The organism is Streptomyces sp. NPDC104106, from assembly GCF_055584345.1.
On sequence record NZ_JBVJMF010000001.1, the window covers coordinates 273,182 to 290,336 of the forward strand.

10 protein-coding genes and 1 pseudogene are annotated in these 17,155 nt (G+C 73.4%); 7 read left to right on the top strand and 4 right to left on the bottom strand.

Annotated features, from left to right (window positions below):
* Window positions 1-28 precede the first annotated feature (28 nt).
* A complete protein-coding gene (locus ACZ60X_RS01305) occupies window positions 29-1,168 on the top strand; it encodes an acyl-CoA dehydrogenase family protein (RefSeq protein ID WP_469592061.1) in 1,140 nt (379 codons plus the stop codon).
* Entirely contained in the window at window positions 1,168-2,235 is a 1,068-nt protein-coding gene (locus ACZ60X_RS01310) for an acyl-CoA dehydrogenase family protein (RefSeq protein ID WP_469592063.1), read from the top strand. Before ACZ60X_RS01305 ends, ACZ60X_RS01310 begins: the two co-directional genes overlap by 1 nt.
* A gap of 105 nt (window positions 2,236-2,340) precedes the next feature.
* On the opposite strand, the pseudogene ACZ60X_RS01315 reads toward ACZ60X_RS01310, so the two are convergent.
* From ACZ60X_RS01315 to ACZ60X_RS01330, 4 genes and pseudogenes are all read right to left on the bottom strand, one after another.
* Window positions 2,341-3,046 (bottom strand): annotated as a pseudogene (locus tag ACZ60X_RS01315) (VWA domain-containing protein).
* Window positions 3,047-3,148: 102 nt separating this feature from the next.
* Window positions 3,149-4,612, bottom strand: coding sequence for a glutamate synthase subunit beta (locus ACZ60X_RS01320; RefSeq protein WP_469592065.1), 1,464 nt, complete (start codon window positions 4,610-4,612; stop codon window positions 3,149-3,151).
* Entirely contained in the window at window positions 4,605-9,116 is a 4,512-nt protein-coding gene (gene gltB, locus ACZ60X_RS01325) for a glutamate synthase large subunit (protein ID WP_469592067.1), read from the bottom strand. Before gltB ends, ACZ60X_RS01320 begins: the two co-directional genes overlap by 8 nt.
* Window positions 9,117-9,638: 522 nt before the next feature.
* Window positions 9,639-10,370: a VIT1/CCC1 transporter family protein gene (locus tag ACZ60X_RS01330; RefSeq protein WP_469592069.1), complete on the bottom strand. Its 732-nt coding sequence runs from the start codon at window positions 10,368-10,370 to the stop codon at window positions 9,639-9,641.
* 823 nt (window positions 10,371-11,193) lie between these two features.
* On the opposite strand from ACZ60X_RS01330, the gene ACZ60X_RS01335 reads away from it, so the two are divergent.
* Genes ACZ60X_RS01335 through rbsK form a run of 5 tightly spaced genes read left to right on the top strand, consistent with a single transcriptional unit; the run spans window position 11,194 to window position 17,129 of the window.
* A complete protein-coding gene (locus ACZ60X_RS01335; RefSeq protein ID WP_469592071.1) occupies window positions 11,194-12,327 on the top strand; it encodes an ADP-ribosylglycohydrolase family protein in 1,134 nt (377 codons plus the stop codon).
* Window positions 12,324-13,442 (top strand): ADP-ribosylglycohydrolase family protein, encoded by a 1,119-nt coding sequence (locus ACZ60X_RS01340; RefSeq protein WP_469592073.1) that lies wholly within the window; start codon window positions 12,324-12,326, stop codon window positions 13,440-13,442. Before ACZ60X_RS01335 ends, ACZ60X_RS01340 begins: the two co-directional genes overlap by 4 nt.
* Window positions 13,443-13,450: 8 nt before the next feature.
* The gene (locus tag ACZ60X_RS01345) at window positions 13,451-14,674 is read left to right on the top strand and encodes an ADP-ribosylglycohydrolase family protein (protein ID WP_469592075.1); all 1,224 of its coding nucleotides are present in this window, start codon (window positions 13,451-13,453) and stop codon (window positions 14,672-14,674) included.
* Complete coding sequence (locus tag ACZ60X_RS01350) at window positions 14,662-16,239, top strand: ADP-ribosylglycohydrolase family protein (protein WP_469592077.1); 1,578 nt, start codon at window positions 14,662-14,664, stop codon at window positions 16,237-16,239. The genes ACZ60X_RS01345 and ACZ60X_RS01350 overlap by 13 nt, the downstream gene beginning before the upstream one ends.
* The gene (gene rbsK / locus ACZ60X_RS01355; protein WP_469592079.1) at window positions 16,236-17,129 is read left to right on the top strand and encodes a ribokinase; all 894 of its coding nucleotides are present in this window, start codon (window positions 16,236-16,238) and stop codon (window positions 17,127-17,129) included. The genes ACZ60X_RS01350 and rbsK overlap by 4 nt, the downstream gene beginning before the upstream one ends.
* Window positions 17,130-17,155 lie beyond the last annotated feature (26 nt).

Consider the following 17,155-nt stretch of genomic DNA (forward strand, 5'->3'; position numbering starts at 1 on the left):
GCACGGCGACGGAAGGAAGGCGACGGCGGTGGACCTGACGCTCTCTGCGGCCGACGAGGAGTTCCGCGCGCAGGCCCGCGCCTGGCTCGCGGCGCATGTGCCGCGCACGCCGCTGCCGTCCCTGGAGACGGCGGAGGGCTTCGCCGCCCACCGCGCCTGGGAGGCCGAACTGGCCGCGGACCGCTGGTCGGTGGTGTCCTGGCCGGAGCGGTACGGCGGCCGGGACGCCGGCCTGCTGCGCTGGCTGGTCTTCGAGGAGGAGTACTGGGCGGCGGGCGCGCCTGGCCGCGTCGTCCAGAACGGCGTCAGCCTGCTCGCGCCGACGCTCTTCGACCACGGCACGCGGGAGCAACGCGCGCGCGTCCTGCCCCCGATGGCCACCGGCGAGGCGGTCTGGGCCCAGGCATGGTCCGAGCCGGAGGCGGGCTCCGACCTGGCCTCCCTGGCCTCCCGGGCGGTCCGGACGGACGGCGGCTGGCGCCTGAGCGGACAGAAGACCTGGTCCTCGCGGGCGGCCTTCGCCGACCGGGCCTTCGGGCTGTTCCGCAGCGACCCGGACACCCCGAAGCCCCACCAGGGGCTCACCTACCTGATGTTCGACCTGCGCGCGCCCGGTGTGACGGTCCGGCCCATCGGCCGCCTGGACGGCAGACCGGCCTTCGCGGAGCTGTTCCTGGACGAGGTGTTCGTCCCCGACGAGGACGTGATCGGCGAGCCCGGGCAGGGCTGGCGGATCGCGATGTCCACGGCGGGCAACGAACGGGGGCTCACGCTGCGCTCCCCTGGCCGCTTCCTCGCCGCGGCCGGCCGGCTGGCGGGGCTGTGGCGGGAGCGTGGCTGTCCCGGGCACGCCCGCGCGCGCGTGGCCGACGCCCTGATCGGCGCCCGCGCCTACCAGCTGTTCACCTATGCGGCCGCCTCCCGCTTCCTGGAGGGCGAGCGGCTCGGTCCCGAGTCGAGCATGAACAAGCTCTTCTGGTCAGAGCTGGACCTCGCGCTGCACGAGACGGCGCTCGACCTCCTCGGCGCGGAAGGCGAGTCGGCGGACTCCGTGTGGTCCGAGGGGTACGTGTTCGCACTCGCCGGGCCCATCTACGCCGGGACGAACGAGATCCAGCGTGACATCGTCGCCGAGCGGCTGCTCGGCCTGCCGAAGGGACGCCGCTGATGCGCTTCCTGCCCGATGCCGACCAGCGCGCCTTCACCGGCTCGCTGCACGCGATGCTGACCGCCGCGGACACCCCGGCGGTGATCCGCGACTGGGGCCGGGGCGAGCGTGCGCGCGGGCGAGCGCTGTGGCGCCGGGTCGCGGACGCGGGGGTGTTCGGGCTGGCGGTCCCGGAGGAGCACGGCGGGCTGGGCCGGCATCCGGTGGAACTGGCCCTGGCCTTCGTGGAACTGGGGCGGCACGCGGTGCCGGGTCCGCTGGTGGAGACGGTCGCGGCGGCGGTCCTCCTCGCCGAACGCCCGCTCGCGCGGCGGTTCATGCCGGGGCTCCTGTCCGGCACGGACCTCGCGACCGTCGCGCCCTTCGCCGGCCCCGCCCCCGACCCCGGTGCCGTCCCCCGCTCCGGGGCCACCAGCGCCGCCGAGACAGCCGCCCGCGCCAGGACCGCCGCCGGTCCCCGCGGCGCCCCGCTCGCCCTCGACGCCGACGCGGCCGCCGTCCGCCTCGCGCTCGCCCCCGGCGGGCTGCACCTGGCATCCGTCGCGGGCCCGGCGCGCCGCTCCCTCGATCCCGCCCGCCGGCTGATCCCGCTCGCCCCGGACCGCGAACTCCTCACCGCTCACCCGCCGTACGGCCCCGCCCTCGCCTGGGCCCGGCTGGCCGCCGCCGCCCAGGCCCTCGGGGTCGGGCTCGCCCTGCTCGACCGCACGGTGGACTACGTCCGCCGGCGCACCCAGTTCGGGGTCCCCGTCGGCTCCTTCCAGGCGGTCAAGCACCGCCTGGCCGACGCCGCGACGGCCCTGGAGTTCGCGCGCCCGCTGGTCCTCGGCGCGGCGATGTCCCTGCGCCCCGCGGAGGTGGCCGCCGCCAAGCTCAGCGCGTGCGAGGCGGCGTACGCGACCGCCCGTACGGCGCTGCATCTGCACGGCGCGATCGGCTACACGGCGGAGTACGACCTGTCGCTGTGGCTGACCAGGGCCCGCGCGCTGCGGGCGGCGTGGGGCACCCCCGAGGAGTGCCGGGAGGTGTTTCTCGCGGACGTCCTCACGGGACCGGCAGGCGCGTGAGGGAGGTGCGGGCGCCCTCCGGGCGGGCGATGCGCTCCTTGATGCCCTGGAGCCGCTCCCGCAGTATCCGGCGAGCGGTTCCAGCGGATCGACGCCGGGTGTGGGTCAGGCCAGCTGCCGTACGATCCCGGCGGCGCGGGCGGCCGCCAGCCACTCCGGAAACCCGCCGACGAGCCGGTCGTACAGCTCGGTGTCGGACAGGCGCCGCAGGTCCTGCCCGGCGTGGAAGAAGCCGGCGTTGTCCACGATCCGCCTGCCGGGCACGGCCGGCTCGTCCAGCCTCCGAAGGAAGCCGAACTGCCGGCTGCCGGGGTCGCCGAAGCCGACGAACTGCCAGAACAGCGGGAGTCTCGCCGCCTTGCACAGACAGCGCTCGGCGGCGGGCCGGCCGACCGGGCCGCCGTCGGTCTGGAGGACGACCAGGGCGGGGGCGGTGGCGCCGCTGTCCAGGTAGTGGTCGGTGACGGCGTCCATCGCCGCTTGGTAGCTGGTCCTCCCCCTGTGCCCGAGCCCGGCCGCGGTCCGTTCGACGCCGCCCGCGTGGCGGTCGAGGCGGATGTCGGTGACCGCGTCGATGTCCGTCGAGAAGAACACGGGCGGGTGCGCGGACAGGCCCAGCACCCGGTCGGCGAGCGCCTGCACGCATGCCGTCCCGGTAGTACGGTCGCATGGTCCCGGAGTGGTCGAGCACCAGGCAGACGGCGGCGCGCAGCCCGTCAAGCCCGTGCGTGCGCCGGGACACTCCGGCGCTCTTGTACAGGCTGACCGGCGCGGGCGCGGTCTCCTCCACCGTGCGCAGCGGTGCGGACATGCAACGACGCCTGCCCGGCGTCCGGTCGGGGACAGGGCAGGCGTCGTCAGTGTTCCGCACGCCGTTGTACGGGACGTCTGTGGGGGACCCGAGGGTCCCGGGTCAGACCGCCAGGGCGCGGTCCGTCGGGCGGATCGGGGCCGGCAGGTCGCTGGCACCGGTCAGGTGGCGGTCGACTCCGCGGGCCGCCGAACGTCCTTCCGCGATGGCCCACACGATGAGGGACTGCCCGCGGCCGGCGTCACCGGCGACGAACACACCCGGCACGTTGGTCTGGAAGTCGGCGTCGCGGGCGATGTTACCCCGCTCATCGAGGTCTAGACCAAACTGCTCCACCAGGCCGTTCTCCCGGTCGGTGCCGGTGAAGCCCATGGCGAGGGTGACCAGCTGGGCCGGGATCTTGCGCTCGGTGCCCGGCTTGGAGGTCAGCTTGCCGTCGACGAACTCCACCTCGGCGAGGTGCAGCCACTGCACGTTGCCGTCCTCGTCGCCCTCGAAGTGGGTGGTGGAGGCGGAGTAGATCCGCTCGCCGCCCTCCTCGTGGGCCGAGGTGACCTTGTACAGGATCGGGAAGGTCGGCCAGGGCTGGTTGGTCGGGTGCCGCTCGTCGTTCGGGCGGGGCATGATCTCCAGCTGGGTGACGGAGGCCGCGCCCTGCCGGTGGGCGGTGCCCACGCAGTCCGCGCCGGTGTCACCGCCGCCGATGACGACGACGTGCTTGCCCTCGGCCGAGACCGGGGGGGTGACGTAGTCGCCCTCCTGGACCTTGTTGGCCAGGGGCAGGTACTCCATCGCCTGGTAGACGCCCTTCAGCTCGCGGCCGGGGACGGGCAGGTCACGGGCGGTCGTGGCACCGGCGGCGATCACGATCGCGTCGTAGCGCTTCTTCAGGTCGCGGGCGTTGATGTCGCGGCCGATCTCCACGCCGGTGCGGAAGCGGGTGCCCTCCGCGCGCATCTGCTCGATACGGCGGTTGATGTGCCGCTTCTCCATCTTGAACTCGGGGATGCCGTACCGGAGGAGGCCTCCGATGCGGTCCGCGCGCTCGTAGACGGCGACCGTGTGGCCGGCCCGGGTGAGCTGCTGGGCGGCGGCGAGACCCGCCGGGCCCGAGCCGATCACCGCGACCGTCTTGCCGGACAGGCGCTCGGGGATCTGCGGGGCGACGTCCCCGGTCTCCCACGCCTTGTCGATGATCGAGACCTCGACGTTCTTGATGGTGACCGGCTGCTGGTTGATGCCGAGCACGCACGCCGACTCGCAGGGGGCCGGGCAGAGGCGACCGGTGAACTCCGGGAAGTTGTTGGTCGCGTGCAGGCGCTCGGAGGCGGCGCCCCAGTCCCCGCGGTAGGCGTAGTCGTTCCACTCGGGGATCAGGTTTCCGAGTGGACAGCCGTTGTGGCAGAACGGGATGCCGCAGTCCATGCAGCGGCTGGCCTGCTTGCTGATGATCGGCAGCAGGGAGCCGGGGACGTAGACCTCGTTCCAGTCCCTGACGCGCTCACCGACGGGACGGGTCTTGGCGACCTCGCGGCCGTGGTTCAGGAAGCCCTTCGGGTCAGCCATTGATCGCCGCCTCCATCATCTTCTCGGTGATCTCGGTCTCGGAGAGACCCGCTCGCTCGGCGGCGTCCTTGGCGGCGAGCACTGCCTTGTACGTGCTGGGGATGATCTTGCTGAACCGGGCCGCGGCCGCGTCCCAGTCGGCGAGCAGCCTCTCGGCGACCGTCGAGCCGGTCTCCTCGGCGTGGCGGCGCACCACGTCGTGCAGCCACTGCTTGTCGGCGTCGTCCAGCGCCTCGACCGATCCGGCGTTGCCGGCGTTGACGTTGTCGCGGTCGAGGTCGATGACGTAGGCGATGCCGCCGGACATGCCCGCCGCGAAGTTGCGGCCGGTCGGGCCGAGGACGACCGCGTGACCGCCGGTCATGTACTCGCAGCCGTGGTCGCCCACGCCCTCGGAGACGACCAGCGCGCCGGAGTTGCGCACGCAGAACCGCTCACCGGTGCGGCCGCGCAGGAACAGCTCGCCGCCGGTGGCGCCGTAGCCGATGGTGTTGCCGGCGATGGTCGAGTACTCGGCGAGGTGGTCGGCCGCACGGTCCGGGCGGACGACGATACGGCCGCCCGACAGGCCCTTGCCGACGTAGTCGTTGGCGTCGCCCTCCAGGCGCAGCGTGACGCCGCGCGGCAGGAACGCGCCGAAGGACTGGCCGGCCGAGCCGGTGAAGGTGATGTCGATGGTGTCGTCGGGCAGGCCCGCGCCGCCGAACTTCTTCGTCACCTCGTGGCCGAGCATGGTGCCGACCGTGCGGTTGATGTTGCGGATGGCGACCTGGGCCCGCACCGGCTGCGCCTCGGTGGCGTCACCGGCGGCCAGGGCGTCGGCGGCGAGCTTGATCAGCTCGTTGTCCAGCGCCTTCTCCAGGCCGTGGTCCTGGGCGGTCAGCTGGTGGCGGACCGCGCCCTCGGGCAGGTCGGGCACGTGGAACAGCGGCTCCAGGTCCAGGCCCTGCGCCTTCCAGTGGTCGACGGCACGCTCGACGTCCAGCACCTCGGCGTGGCCGACGGCCTCCTCGATGGAGCGGAAGCCCAGCTCGGCCAGCAGCTCGCGGACCTCCTCGGCGATGAACCGGAAGAAGTTCACGACGTACTCGGCCTTGCCGGCGAAGCGGTCGCGCAGCACCGGGTTCTGGGTGGCGATGCCGACCGGGCAGGTGTCCAGGTGGCAGACACGCATCATCACGCAGCCGGAGACGACAAGCGGAGCGGTCGCGAATCCGAATTCCTCGGCGCCGAGCAGCGCGGCGATGACCACGTCGCGGCCGGTCTTCAGCTGGCCGTCCGTCTGGACCACGATGCGGTCGCGCAGGCCGTTGAGCAGCAGGGTCTGCTGGGTCTCGGCGAGGCCCAGCTCCCAGGGGCCGCCCGCGTGCTTCAGCGAGGTCAGCGGGGAGGCACCCGTGCCGCCGTCGTGGCCCGAGATGAGCACGACGTCCGCGTGCGCCTTGGAGACACCCGCGGCCACCGTGCCGACGCCGACCTCGGACACCAGCTTCACGTGGATGCGTGCCGCCGGGTTGGCGTTCTTGAGGTCGTGGATCAGCTGGGCCAGGTCCTCGATGGAGTAGATGTCGTGGTGCGGCGGCGGGGAGATGAGCCCCACGCCCGGCGTCGAGTGCCGGGTCTTGGCCACCCACGGGTAGACCTTGTGGCCGGGCAGCTGGCCGCCCTCGCCGGGCTTGGCGCCCTGGGCCATCTTGATCTGGATGTCGTCCGCGTTGACCAGGTACTCGGAGGTCACGCCGAACCGGCCGGAGGCGACCTGCTTGATGGCGGACCGGCGGGCCGGGTCGTACAGGCGCTCCGGGTCCTCGCCGCCCTCACCGGTGTTGGACTTGCCGCCCAGCTGGTTCATGGCGATGGCGAGGGTCTCGTGCGCCTCCTTGGAGATGGAGCCGTACGACATGGCGCCCGTCGAGAACCGCTTGACGATCTCGCCGGCCGGCTCGACCTCGTCGATGGAGATCGGCTGCCGGCCGGACTTGAAGCCGAAGAGCCCGCGGAGCGTCATGAGCCGCTCGGACTGCTCGTTCACCCGGGACGTGTACTTCTTGAAGATGTCGTAGCGGCCCGTGCGCGTGGAGTGCTGGAGGCGGAAGACCGTGTCCGGGTCGAACAGGTGCGGCTCGCCCTCGCGGCGCCACTGGTACTCGCCGCCGATCTCCAGCGCGCGGTGCGCCGGGGCGATGCCGGAGGCGGGGTAGGCCTTGGCGTGGCGGGCGGCGACCTCCTGGGCGATGACGTCGATGCCGACGCCGCCGATCTTGGTGGCGGTGCCGTCGAAGTACTTCTCGACGAAGGCCTCGTCCAGGCCGACGGCCTCGAAGACCTGGGCGCCGCGGTAGGAGGCGACGGTGGAGATGCCCATCTTCGACATGACCTTCAGCACGCCCTTGCCGAGGGCGTAGATCAGGTTCTTGATGGCCTGCTCCGGCTCGATGCCGTTCAGGAAGGTGCCGGCGCGCAGCAGGTCCTCGACCGACTCCATCGCCAGGTACGGGTTGACGGCGGCGGCGCCGTAGCCGATCAGCAGGGCGACGTGGTGGACCTCGCGGACGTCGCCGGCCTCGACCAGCAGGCCCACGTGGGTGCGCTGCTTGGTGCGGATGAGGTGGTGGTGGACGGCCGCGGTGAGCAGGAGCGACGGGATCGGCGCGTGCTCGGCGTCGGAGTGCCGGTCGGACAGGACGATGAGCCGGGCGCCGTTGTCGATGGCGGCGTCGGCCTCCGCGCAGATCTCCTCGATGCGCGCGGCCAGGGCGCCACCGCCGCCGGAGACCCGGTACAGGCCGGAGAGGGTCGCGGCCTTGAAGCCGGGCATGTCGCCGTCGGCGTTGATGTGGATGAGCTTGGCCAGCTCGTCGTTGTCGATCACCGGGAAGGGCAGCACGACGGACCGGCAGGAGGCGGCGGTCGGGTCGAGCAGGTTGCCCTGCGGGCCCAGCGAGGAGCGCAGGGACGTGACCAGCTCCTCGCGGATCGCGTCCAGCGGCGGATTGGTGACCTGGGCGAACAGCTGGGTGAAGTAGTCGAAGAGCAGCCGCGGGCGCTCGGACAGGGCCGCGATCGGCGAGTCCGTGCCCATGGAGCCGATCGGCTCGGCGCCGGCGCGGGCCATCGGCGCGAGGATGACGCGCAGCTCCTCCTCGGTGTAGCCGAAGGTCTGCTGGCGGCGGGTGACCGAGGCGTGGGTGTGCACGATGTGCTCGCGCTCGGGCAGGTCGCCCAGCTCGATCTCGCCGGCCTCCAGCCATTCGGCGTACGGCTGCTCGGCGGCGAGGGTCGCCTTGATCTCGTCGTCCTCGATGATGCGGTGCTCGGCGGTGTCGACGAGGAACATCTTGCCGGGCTGCAGGCGGCCCTTGCGGACGACCTTGGCGGGGTCGATGTCGAGGACGCCGACCTCGGAGCCGAGGACGACCAGGCCGTCGTCGGTGACCCAGTAGCGGCCGGGGCGCAGACCGTTGCGGTCGAGCACGGCGCCGACCTGGGTGCCGTCGGTGAAGGAGACGCAGGCGGGGCCGTCCCAGGGCTCCATCATCGTGGAGTGGAAGCCGTAGAAGGCGCGCCGGGCCGGGTCCATGGAGTCGTGGTTCTCCCACGCCTCCGGGATCATCATCAGCACGGAGTGCGGCAGCGAACGGCCGCCGAGGTGCAGCAGCTCCAGGACCTCGTCGAAGGAGGCGGAGTCGGAGGCGTCCGGCGTGCAGACCGGGAAGATGCGGTCCAGCTTGTCCTGCGGGCCGAACAGGTCCGAGACCAGCTGGGACTCGCGGGCGCGCATCCAGTTGCGGTTGCCCTTGACGGTGTTGATCTCACCGTTGTGCGCGACGAACCGGTACGGGTGCGCGAGCGGCCACGACGGGAAGGTGTTCGTGGAGAAGCGGGAGTGGACGAGCGCGATCGCGGAGCCGAAGCGGCGGTCGGACAGGTCCGGGAAGAAGGGCTCCAGCTGGCCGGTGGTCAGCATGCCCTTGTAGACGATCGTGCGGGCGGACAGCGACGGGAAGTAGACCCCGGCCTCGCGCTCGGCACGCTTGCGCAGCACGAAGGCCTTGCGGTCCAGCGCGATGCCCTCGCTGGCGCCGTCGGTCACGAAGAGCTGCCGGAAGACGGGCATGGTGGAGCGGGCGGTGGCGCCGAGCAGCTCGGGGGCGACGGGAACCGCGCGCCAGCCGAGGACCGTCAGGCCCTCCTCACCGGCGATCTTCTCAATACGTGAGACGGCGTCCTCGGTGCCCTCCTCCGGCAGGAACGCGATGCCTACCGCATAGGAGCCCGCCTCGGGAAGGTCGAATCCGGCCACCTCACGGAAGAAGGTGTCGGGCACCTGGGAGAGGATGCCGGCGCCGTCGCCCGAGTCCGGCTCGGAGCCGGTGGCGCCGCGGTGCTCCAGGTTGCGCAGGACGGTGAGGGCCTGCTCAACCAGCGTGTGGGACGCCTCGCCGGTGAGAGTGGCGACGAAACCGACACCGCAGGCGTCGTGTTCGTTGCGGGGGTCGTACATACCCTGCGCAGCAGGGCGAGCATCCATGAAGGACCAGTTCTGGCCATTCGCAGAGTGCTGGGACGGCTGGCGCGGCGTACGCATCGGCTCTCCCGTCGTCGTCATGTGGCATGTGGCAGGTGCCGAGGGACGACGTTGGCCCTCTGCGAGATCTCTATGTGAGATCAAAATTTCGTGCAGGTTACATGATGGAGCGGTTCTCGGGAACCGGATACTGCGTTCCAGCATGCGGACGCCACGGGGTACATGGCAGAGGTGCCGCACGGTGACGGCAGGGGCGCCGCGCGGGGGCGGCGGTGCCGCACGGGGCGGCCGATGTGGTGAGGGGGACCGGCGCGGACAGGATCGGTCGGATCGGCGTCCGGCGGCCCACGGGGGGCGGGGAGAGCGTCTTCACTCGCCCCATGGGGGTACGGCAGGCGTCATTGCCCGCGGCGCTTACGGCTCATGCCCGGTGGTTCCGCATTCGAAACCAGCGAGTAACGGCTACTTATGCGGCCCAACGCATACGTCCCGGTCGCGCTATCCTACGGCCGTTCCGAACAGGCTGCCCAGGGCGTACGTCACACCGGCCGCCGCACCGCCGAGCGCGAGCTGCCGCAGACCGCTGAACCACCAGCTCCGCGCGGTCACCCGGGCCACGACGGCACCGCAGCCGAAGAGCCCGACGAGCGCCACCAGCAGGGCGGGCCACAGCACGGTCGCGCCGAGCAGGAACGGCAGCACGGGCAGCAGGGCGCCGAGGGCGAAGGACCCGAACGACGAGACGGCCGCGACCAGCGGCGACGGCAGATCCCCGGGGTCGATCCCCAGCTCTTCCCGGGCATGGATCTCCAGGGCCTGCTCGGGGTCCTTGGACAGCTGCCGGGCGACCTCACGGGCCAGCTCGGGCTCGACGCCCCGCGAGACGTAGAGTGCCGCCAGCTCCTCCTCCTCGTCCTCCGGGTGCTTGCGCAGCTCGCGGCGCTCGACATCCAGTTCGGCCTCGACCAGCTCGCGCTGGGAGGCGACGGAGGTGTACTCACCGGCGGCCATCGAGAAGGCACCGGCGGCGAGCCCGGCCAGCCCGGTGATGACGATCGTCTGATGGCCGACGGATCCGCCGGCCACGCCGGTCAGCAGCGCGAGGTTGGAGACCAGGCCGTCCATGGCACCGAAGACGGCGGGGCGCAGCCAGCCGCCGTTGACGTCGCGGTGCGTGTGGTTGTCGCGGTGCGCCTCGTGCAGCGCGGCCTCGGTTTCGATGATGGCCATCGGAGCCCCCGGGATAGCTTAGCCAAAGCTAACTTTGGACGAGTTCTACTTTTCGACACCACTGAAGGTACGCGTATCCTCCCCCGCTCGCCAGCAAGGAAAGGCTGGGCTAACCTGCAGCTTTACCTCCCTTTGCTCATGCGTGCGAGAAATTGCTCAGATGCCAAGAGGGTGATGTGCGGGCACCGGACGCACAGGCGGCGCCGACGTGGGGGACAGATCCGCAAAGGATCCGCGCAGCGAGGGCGGCCTGGCCGACGGGCGCACGCGCCCCCTCGGCCACAACCCTCTTTGCGCCACACGCCGTGCGAGCCACATGACCTGTGGACCACGACTGTGGACCACGACCCGTGCGACCGACGACCTGCGCCGCACCCGCCCTGCGCCGGCCACGGCTAGGGGCGCCATGCCCCCATGCGCCGACTACCTCGGAAGGCACGACCTGGGGAGGCATGAACCTGTCCGGCCCACGCCCCGGAGCATCACGACCCGTGCCGCCACGACCGCCCCCGACCTGGAGAACCGTGGCCTGTGCGGCCCACCACCTGGCCGACCACGCCCGTACGGCCACCCCTGGCCGACCACGCCCGTACGGCCACCCCTGGGGAACCACGACCTGTCCGGCCCACCCCCTGGGGAACCACGACCTGTCCGGCCCGCGGCGTGCACAGCCCACCGACGGACCCCGCCGAGCGCCACACACGGCGGTGGGCGGTCCGCTCCTGGGGGACCGACGGCCTGGAGGACGCACCGGGTCCGCGTGGTCCCGCCGGGGTTCGCGCGCACGGGCCGGGTCCTCATGCCCCGCCGAAGGAGACCATCCGTGGCATCGATCGCCTGCACTCCCCCCGTCCCGGCGCCCGGTGACGCCGCCGGACCGCGTGAACGGGCGCGCGGTGCGCTGCTCGGCCTCGCCGTGGGCGATGCGCTGGGCGCGCCCGCGGAGAACCTGAAGCCCTCCGAGATCCGCGCCCGCTGGGGCCGCATCACGGGGTACGTCACCGATCAGCCCTGCGGCACGGACGACACCGAGTACGCGGTCTTCTCGGGTCTGCTGCTCGCCCGGCACGGTTCGGCGCTGACCCCGGCGCATGTGGAGGCGGCCTGGCACGAGTGGATCGCCGACCAGGCCGAGGGCCCCTTCCGAGGCGCCGGCTTCAGCGAACGCGGCACGCTGGAGAACCTGCGCCGTGGCCTGACGGCCCCCGTCTCCGCCCAGCACCGCCACGCGTGGAGCGACGGTCTGGCGATGCGGGCGGCGGTGTTCGGCGTCTTCGCGGCGGGCCGGCCCACGGAGGCGGCCCGCCTGGCGGCGATCGACGGCTCCGTGAGCCACGAGGGCGAGGGCATCCACGGCGGCCAGGCGGTGGCGGCGGGAGTGGCGGCGGCGATGACCGGCGCCCCGGTTCCGGTGGTGATCGCGGCGGCCCTCGCGGTCGTACCGGACGACTCCTGGACGGCGAGGTCACTGCGGCGCGCGGTGGCGGTCGCCCACCGCGGGGAACGCGCGGTCCGCTCCGCGGTGGTCATCGGCGGCTACCCCTGGACCGATCTGGCCCCCGAGGCGGTCGCGCTCGCCTTCGGCGCCTACGCGGCGGCCGACGGAGACGTACGGGAGTCGGTGCTGACCGCCGTCAACATGGGCCGCGACGCGGACACGACGGCGGCCCTGGCAGGCGCCCTGTCCGGCGCGACCCGGGGCATCGCGTCGATCCCGGCCGACTGGGCCGCCGCGATCGGGCCGTGCCGGGGCCGCTGTCTGCCGTCGATGGCCGGACATCACGTCCTGGAGGTGGCCGACCTGCTGCTCCCCACCTCCACCGCCCCCGTACCGCGGACGACGGCGCCGCAACACCCGCCGGATCTCCCCCGCCTCCCGGCCGGGGGCGCACGGTGCAAAGCCCCCTGGTTGGGGCGGGGGACGCCGGGCACCCGGGAAGGAGAGGGGATGTCATGACAGTGCGCCGTATCGAGGGACTGCTGCTGGGGCTGGCCGCGGGCGACGCCGCCGGCTGGCCTGCCGGCCGGCACCGGGCCGGCCGTATGCCGGAGTGGACCCGCCGCCTCACCCGCGAGCTGGACACCTTCGCCGAGCAGAACGCCCTCACCACCCTCCCGGTGCCGCTGGCGCTCAACCAGCCCCCCGAGCCGCTGCGCCTCGGCCCCTCCGACGACGCCGAGTGGGCGGCCTTCGCCGCGGAGGCGGTGCTGCGGGCCGGTGACGACGACGCCCTCGGCGACCTGAGCCGGGAGCGCCGTACCCGCGCCGCCATCGATCTCACCTGGACCGCGGTGGCCGCGGAGGTCGCCGCCGCCACGGACCGCGCGCCCGAGATCGAGTCCGCCGTCCTTCCCCTGCGCGCCCGCATCTCGGTCCGCGCCGGCCTCGGCAACCTCGCCGCCGGACTGCGTCCGCCCGCCAGCGGCCACGACAACCCGCACTACTTCGACGACGCCGCCTGCGTCCGCGCCTGCGTCCTGGCCGTCGCACACCCCGGCGATCCCGAACGCGCCGCCGCGCTCGCCGAGTTCGACGCCCGCTACACCCAGGACGGCGACGGCGTGCACGGCGCCCGTGCCATGGCCGCGGCCCTCGCGCTCGCCCTCGCCGGCGCCGACACGGACACGTGCGTGTCCGCCGCGCTCGGCGAACTCCCCGCCTCCTCGGAGATCGGCCGCAACGCCCGCCAGGCCCTCGCCCTGGCGCGGGACAGCGAGTCCGCCTTCGCCCTCGTCCCGCTGCTGGAGCACCAGATCGTCGACCACGTCTACAGCTACGGCATCGCGGCCGCCGAGACCGTCCCGGTCGCCCTCGCCCTGGCCACCGCCGCCGCCGGCCGGATCGGCGCGGCCGTACCCGCTGCCGTCTGCCTCTCCCGCGTCGCCGACTCCGCCCCCGCCCTCGCGGGCGCCCTCACCGGAGCCCTCGGCGGCGCCGCCGCCATCCCGCAGACCTGGCGGGACGCCTGCCGCGTCCTGGCCGGCTGCGCCCTGCCCCGCCTCACCGGCACCGACCTCGTGGAACTCGCCGGACTCCTGGAAGCCGCGCAACCGGCCCGTCCAGGAGGATGATTCGGGGCATGACGCCCAAGAGTTCACATGCACCACCAGAAGAGCCGAATACCGCCCCACGTGAACCGAACGGCGAAGCACCCTCGCACAGCCTCGCCGAACGCATCACCGGCGCCCTCGTCGGCGCGGCCGTCGGCGACGCCCTCGGCGGTCCGGTCGAGGGGTACTCGCCCGAGCAGATCGCCGAGCGGCACGGCGGCCGGGTGCACGGCGTCGTCGGCCCCTGGCACGGCGACGCCTGGCGCACCGCCCGCCCGATCGCGCCCTACCACAAGGGCGACGGTCATGTCACCGACGACACCCTGATGACCCACGCCCTGGTCAGGGTCTACGACCTGGTCCGCGACCACCTCGACGCGTACGCCGTGGCCGAGCACCTGGTGCCGGACCTGATGACCGCACCCCGCTGGATCCCGGAGCTGGAGGCCGAGGCCCTGCCGCTGCACCGCCTCTTCCTCGCCGAGAAGTGGCTGGTGGCCCGGCTCGCCTACGGTCACGCCGACCCGCGGGAAGCGGGCGTCGGCAACATCGTCAACTGCGGTGCCGCGATGTACATGGCCCCCGTCGGACTGGTCAACGCCGCCAACCCGGCGGCCGCGTACGCCGAGGCGCTGGACGTCGCCGGCGCGCACCAGTCGTCGTACGGCCGTGAGGCGGCCGGTGTGCTCGCCGCGGCCGTCGCCGCGGCCGCGGCCCCGGGCGCCACCCCCGACTCCGTGGTCACCGCCTGTCTGACCCTGGCGAAGGACGGCACGCGCGAGGCGATCGAGAAGGTCTGCGAAGTGGCCTGCGGGCACAGCGACTTCGAGTCGGCGCTCCGGCCCCTGCGCGCGGCGGTCGCTCCGTACGACACCGTCGGCCCGGACTACCGCGCCCCCTGCCTCGCCGCCCGCCGACCGTCCCGGGTGCACGCCGTCGAGGAACTGCCCGTCGCGCTCGGCATGGTGCTGGTCGCGGGCGGCGACTACCGGCACGCGGTGCTCGGCGCGGTCAACTACGGCCGTGACTGCGACTCGATCGCCACGATGGCCGGTGCCCTCGCGGGTGCCCTCGGCTCACCCGTCCCCGAGGAGTGGGCGAAGACGGTGGGGCAGGCCAGCCGGCTCGACCTGCGGGCGCCGGCCCGCACGCTCACCGAGGTCGCGCGGGAGGTCTTCGCGGCGGACGTACGGCGCCGCCGCGCACACGAGCGGGCCTTCACCGCACTCGGAGGCGCCGCATGCTCCGACTGACCTGGGTGCAGCCCGAGGACCTGCTCGGTCACGAACTGCGCCAAGCCCGCCTCGACGGGCGCGAGCCGTCGGCGATCGAGGCCCGCTGGCGTGCGGCGGGCGGCCCGGACGCGCCGGAACGCGCCGGCGCGTCCCCCCACCGGGTGTCCCGGTACCTGCGCCTGCTGGCGGAGGACCTCCTGGACGAACTGGCCGACCTGCCCAGCGCGTTGGCCGACGACGAGCCGACGGACCTCGCCCGCATCACGGCCCTGTGCCCGAACTGGCCGGCACCGCCGGGCGGCGGCCGACCGTCCTCGCACGAGCACGAGCACGAGCACGGGCAGGGGCACGGGCACGGGCAGGGGCACGGGCACGGGCAGGGGCACGGGCACGGGCAGGGGCACGGGCACGGGCAGGGGCACGAGGACGAGAACGACAGGGACGACGACGAGCGCAGGGACAAGCGCAGGCACGAACGCGACCACGCTGCGGCCGGCCACGCCGTTCCCGGCGCCCCTTCGCGGCGTCTCGGCGCCGCGCTCGAAGCCGCCTGGCTCGGCCGGGCCGTCGGCTGCCTCCTCGGCAAACCGGTCGAGAAGCTCCCCCTCGACGGCATCCGCGCCCTGGCCCGGGCCACCGGCAACTGGCCCCTCAGCGGCTACTTCACCGCCGCCGGCGTCCCGGCCGACCTCCTCGCCGCCCATCCCTGGAACCGCCGTTCGGCCACCACCTCCCTCGCCGAGAACATCGACGGGATGCCCGAGGACGACGACCTCGACTACGCCCTGCTCAACCTGCTGCTCCTGCAGCGCCACGGAAAGGCCTTCACCACCACGGACGTGGCCCGGCTCTGGCTGGACGAACTCCCGCCCGGCCGCACGTTCACCGCCGAGCGCCTCGCCTACCGCAACCTGCTGACCGGCGTCGAGCCCCCGCACACGGCCCGGCACCGCAACCCCTTCCGCGAGTGGATCGGCGCCCTGATCCGCGCCGACGTGCACGGCTGGACCAACCCCGGCGACCCGGCCGCCGCTGCCGAACAGGCGTACCGGGACGCGACGTTGACCCACACCGCCAACGGTGTCTACGCGGCGATGTTCACCGCGGCCGTCATCGCCGCCGCGGCCACCGGCGCCCACGACGTGCACGCCTGCCTGCGCGCCGGCCGCAGCGTGGTCCCGCCCCGCTCACGGCTGGCGCGGGCGGTCGACCACGCCGTCGCACTGGCCCGGCACCACACGGACTTCGACACCGTCGTGGACGAACTGCACGCCCGCTACGCCCCCACCCACCACTGGGTGCACGCCGTCCCCAACACCGCCCTGGTCGCCGCCGCCCTGACCCACGCGGACGGCGACTTCACCGGCTCCATCCGCCGTGCGGTGTCCGGCGGTTGGGACACCGACTCGGCCGGTGCCACGGCCGGCAGCGTCGCCGGACTCCTCGCGGGCCGCCCCGAGGCACTCCCCGACCACTGGCGCGCCCCGCTGAAGAACCGGCTCGCCACCACCGTCGCCGACTTCGACGGCACCGGCTTCGACACCCTCGCCCACCTCACCCTTGTGGAGACGACCCGCTCATGACCCACATCGTCGTCCTCGGCAGCACGAACATGGACCTCGTCACGTACGTCACCAAGGCTCCGCAGCGCGGCGAGACCGTGACGGGCCGGGAGTTCCTCACGATCCCCGGCGGCAAGGGCGCCAACCAGGCCATCGCCGCGGCCCGGGCCGGCGCCACCGTCTCGATGATCGGCGCGGTCGGCAACGACGCCTTCGGGCTGCGGATGCGCGACACCCTCGAACACTCGGGCGTGGACACCGACTTCCTGCGCACGGTGGAGGGCGCGTCCGGTACCGCGCACATCGTGGTGGACGACGAGGGCGGCAACGCGATCGTCGTCATCCCCGGCGCGAACGGCACCGTCGACCATCTCTCCCCCGGTGACGAGGGGCTGATCGCCTCCGCCGACGCGCTATTGCTCCAGCTGGAGATCCCGCTGGCCGCCGTCGTCGCGGGCGCCGAGGCGGCCCGTCGGCACGGGGTCCGTACGGTCCTCACCCCGTCCCCCGTCCAGCCGCTGCCCCCCGAGCTGCTCGCGGCGACCGGTCTTCTGGTGCCCAACGAGTACGAGGCGGTCACCCTGACGGGCCGCGCCGACCCGCGCGAGGCCGCCCTCGCCCTCCTCGACCTGGTGCCGGAGGTCGTCGTCACGCTGGGCGCGACCGGCTGTCTGTACCGGGCCCGGGGCGCCGAACCCCTCGTGGTCCCCGCGCCCGCGGTGACCGCCGTCGACTCCACGGGCGCCGGGGACACCTTCGTCGGCGCGCTCGCTGTGGCCCTCGCCGAGGAGAAACCGGTGCGCGAGGCCCTTTCCTGGGCGGCCGCCGCCGCGGCGATCTCCGTCCAGCGGACGGGGGCGTCGGCCTCGATGCCGTACCGGCCCGAGATCGACGCCCAGTACCACCCGTGACCTCTTCGCCGGTCCACGGGGCGGTC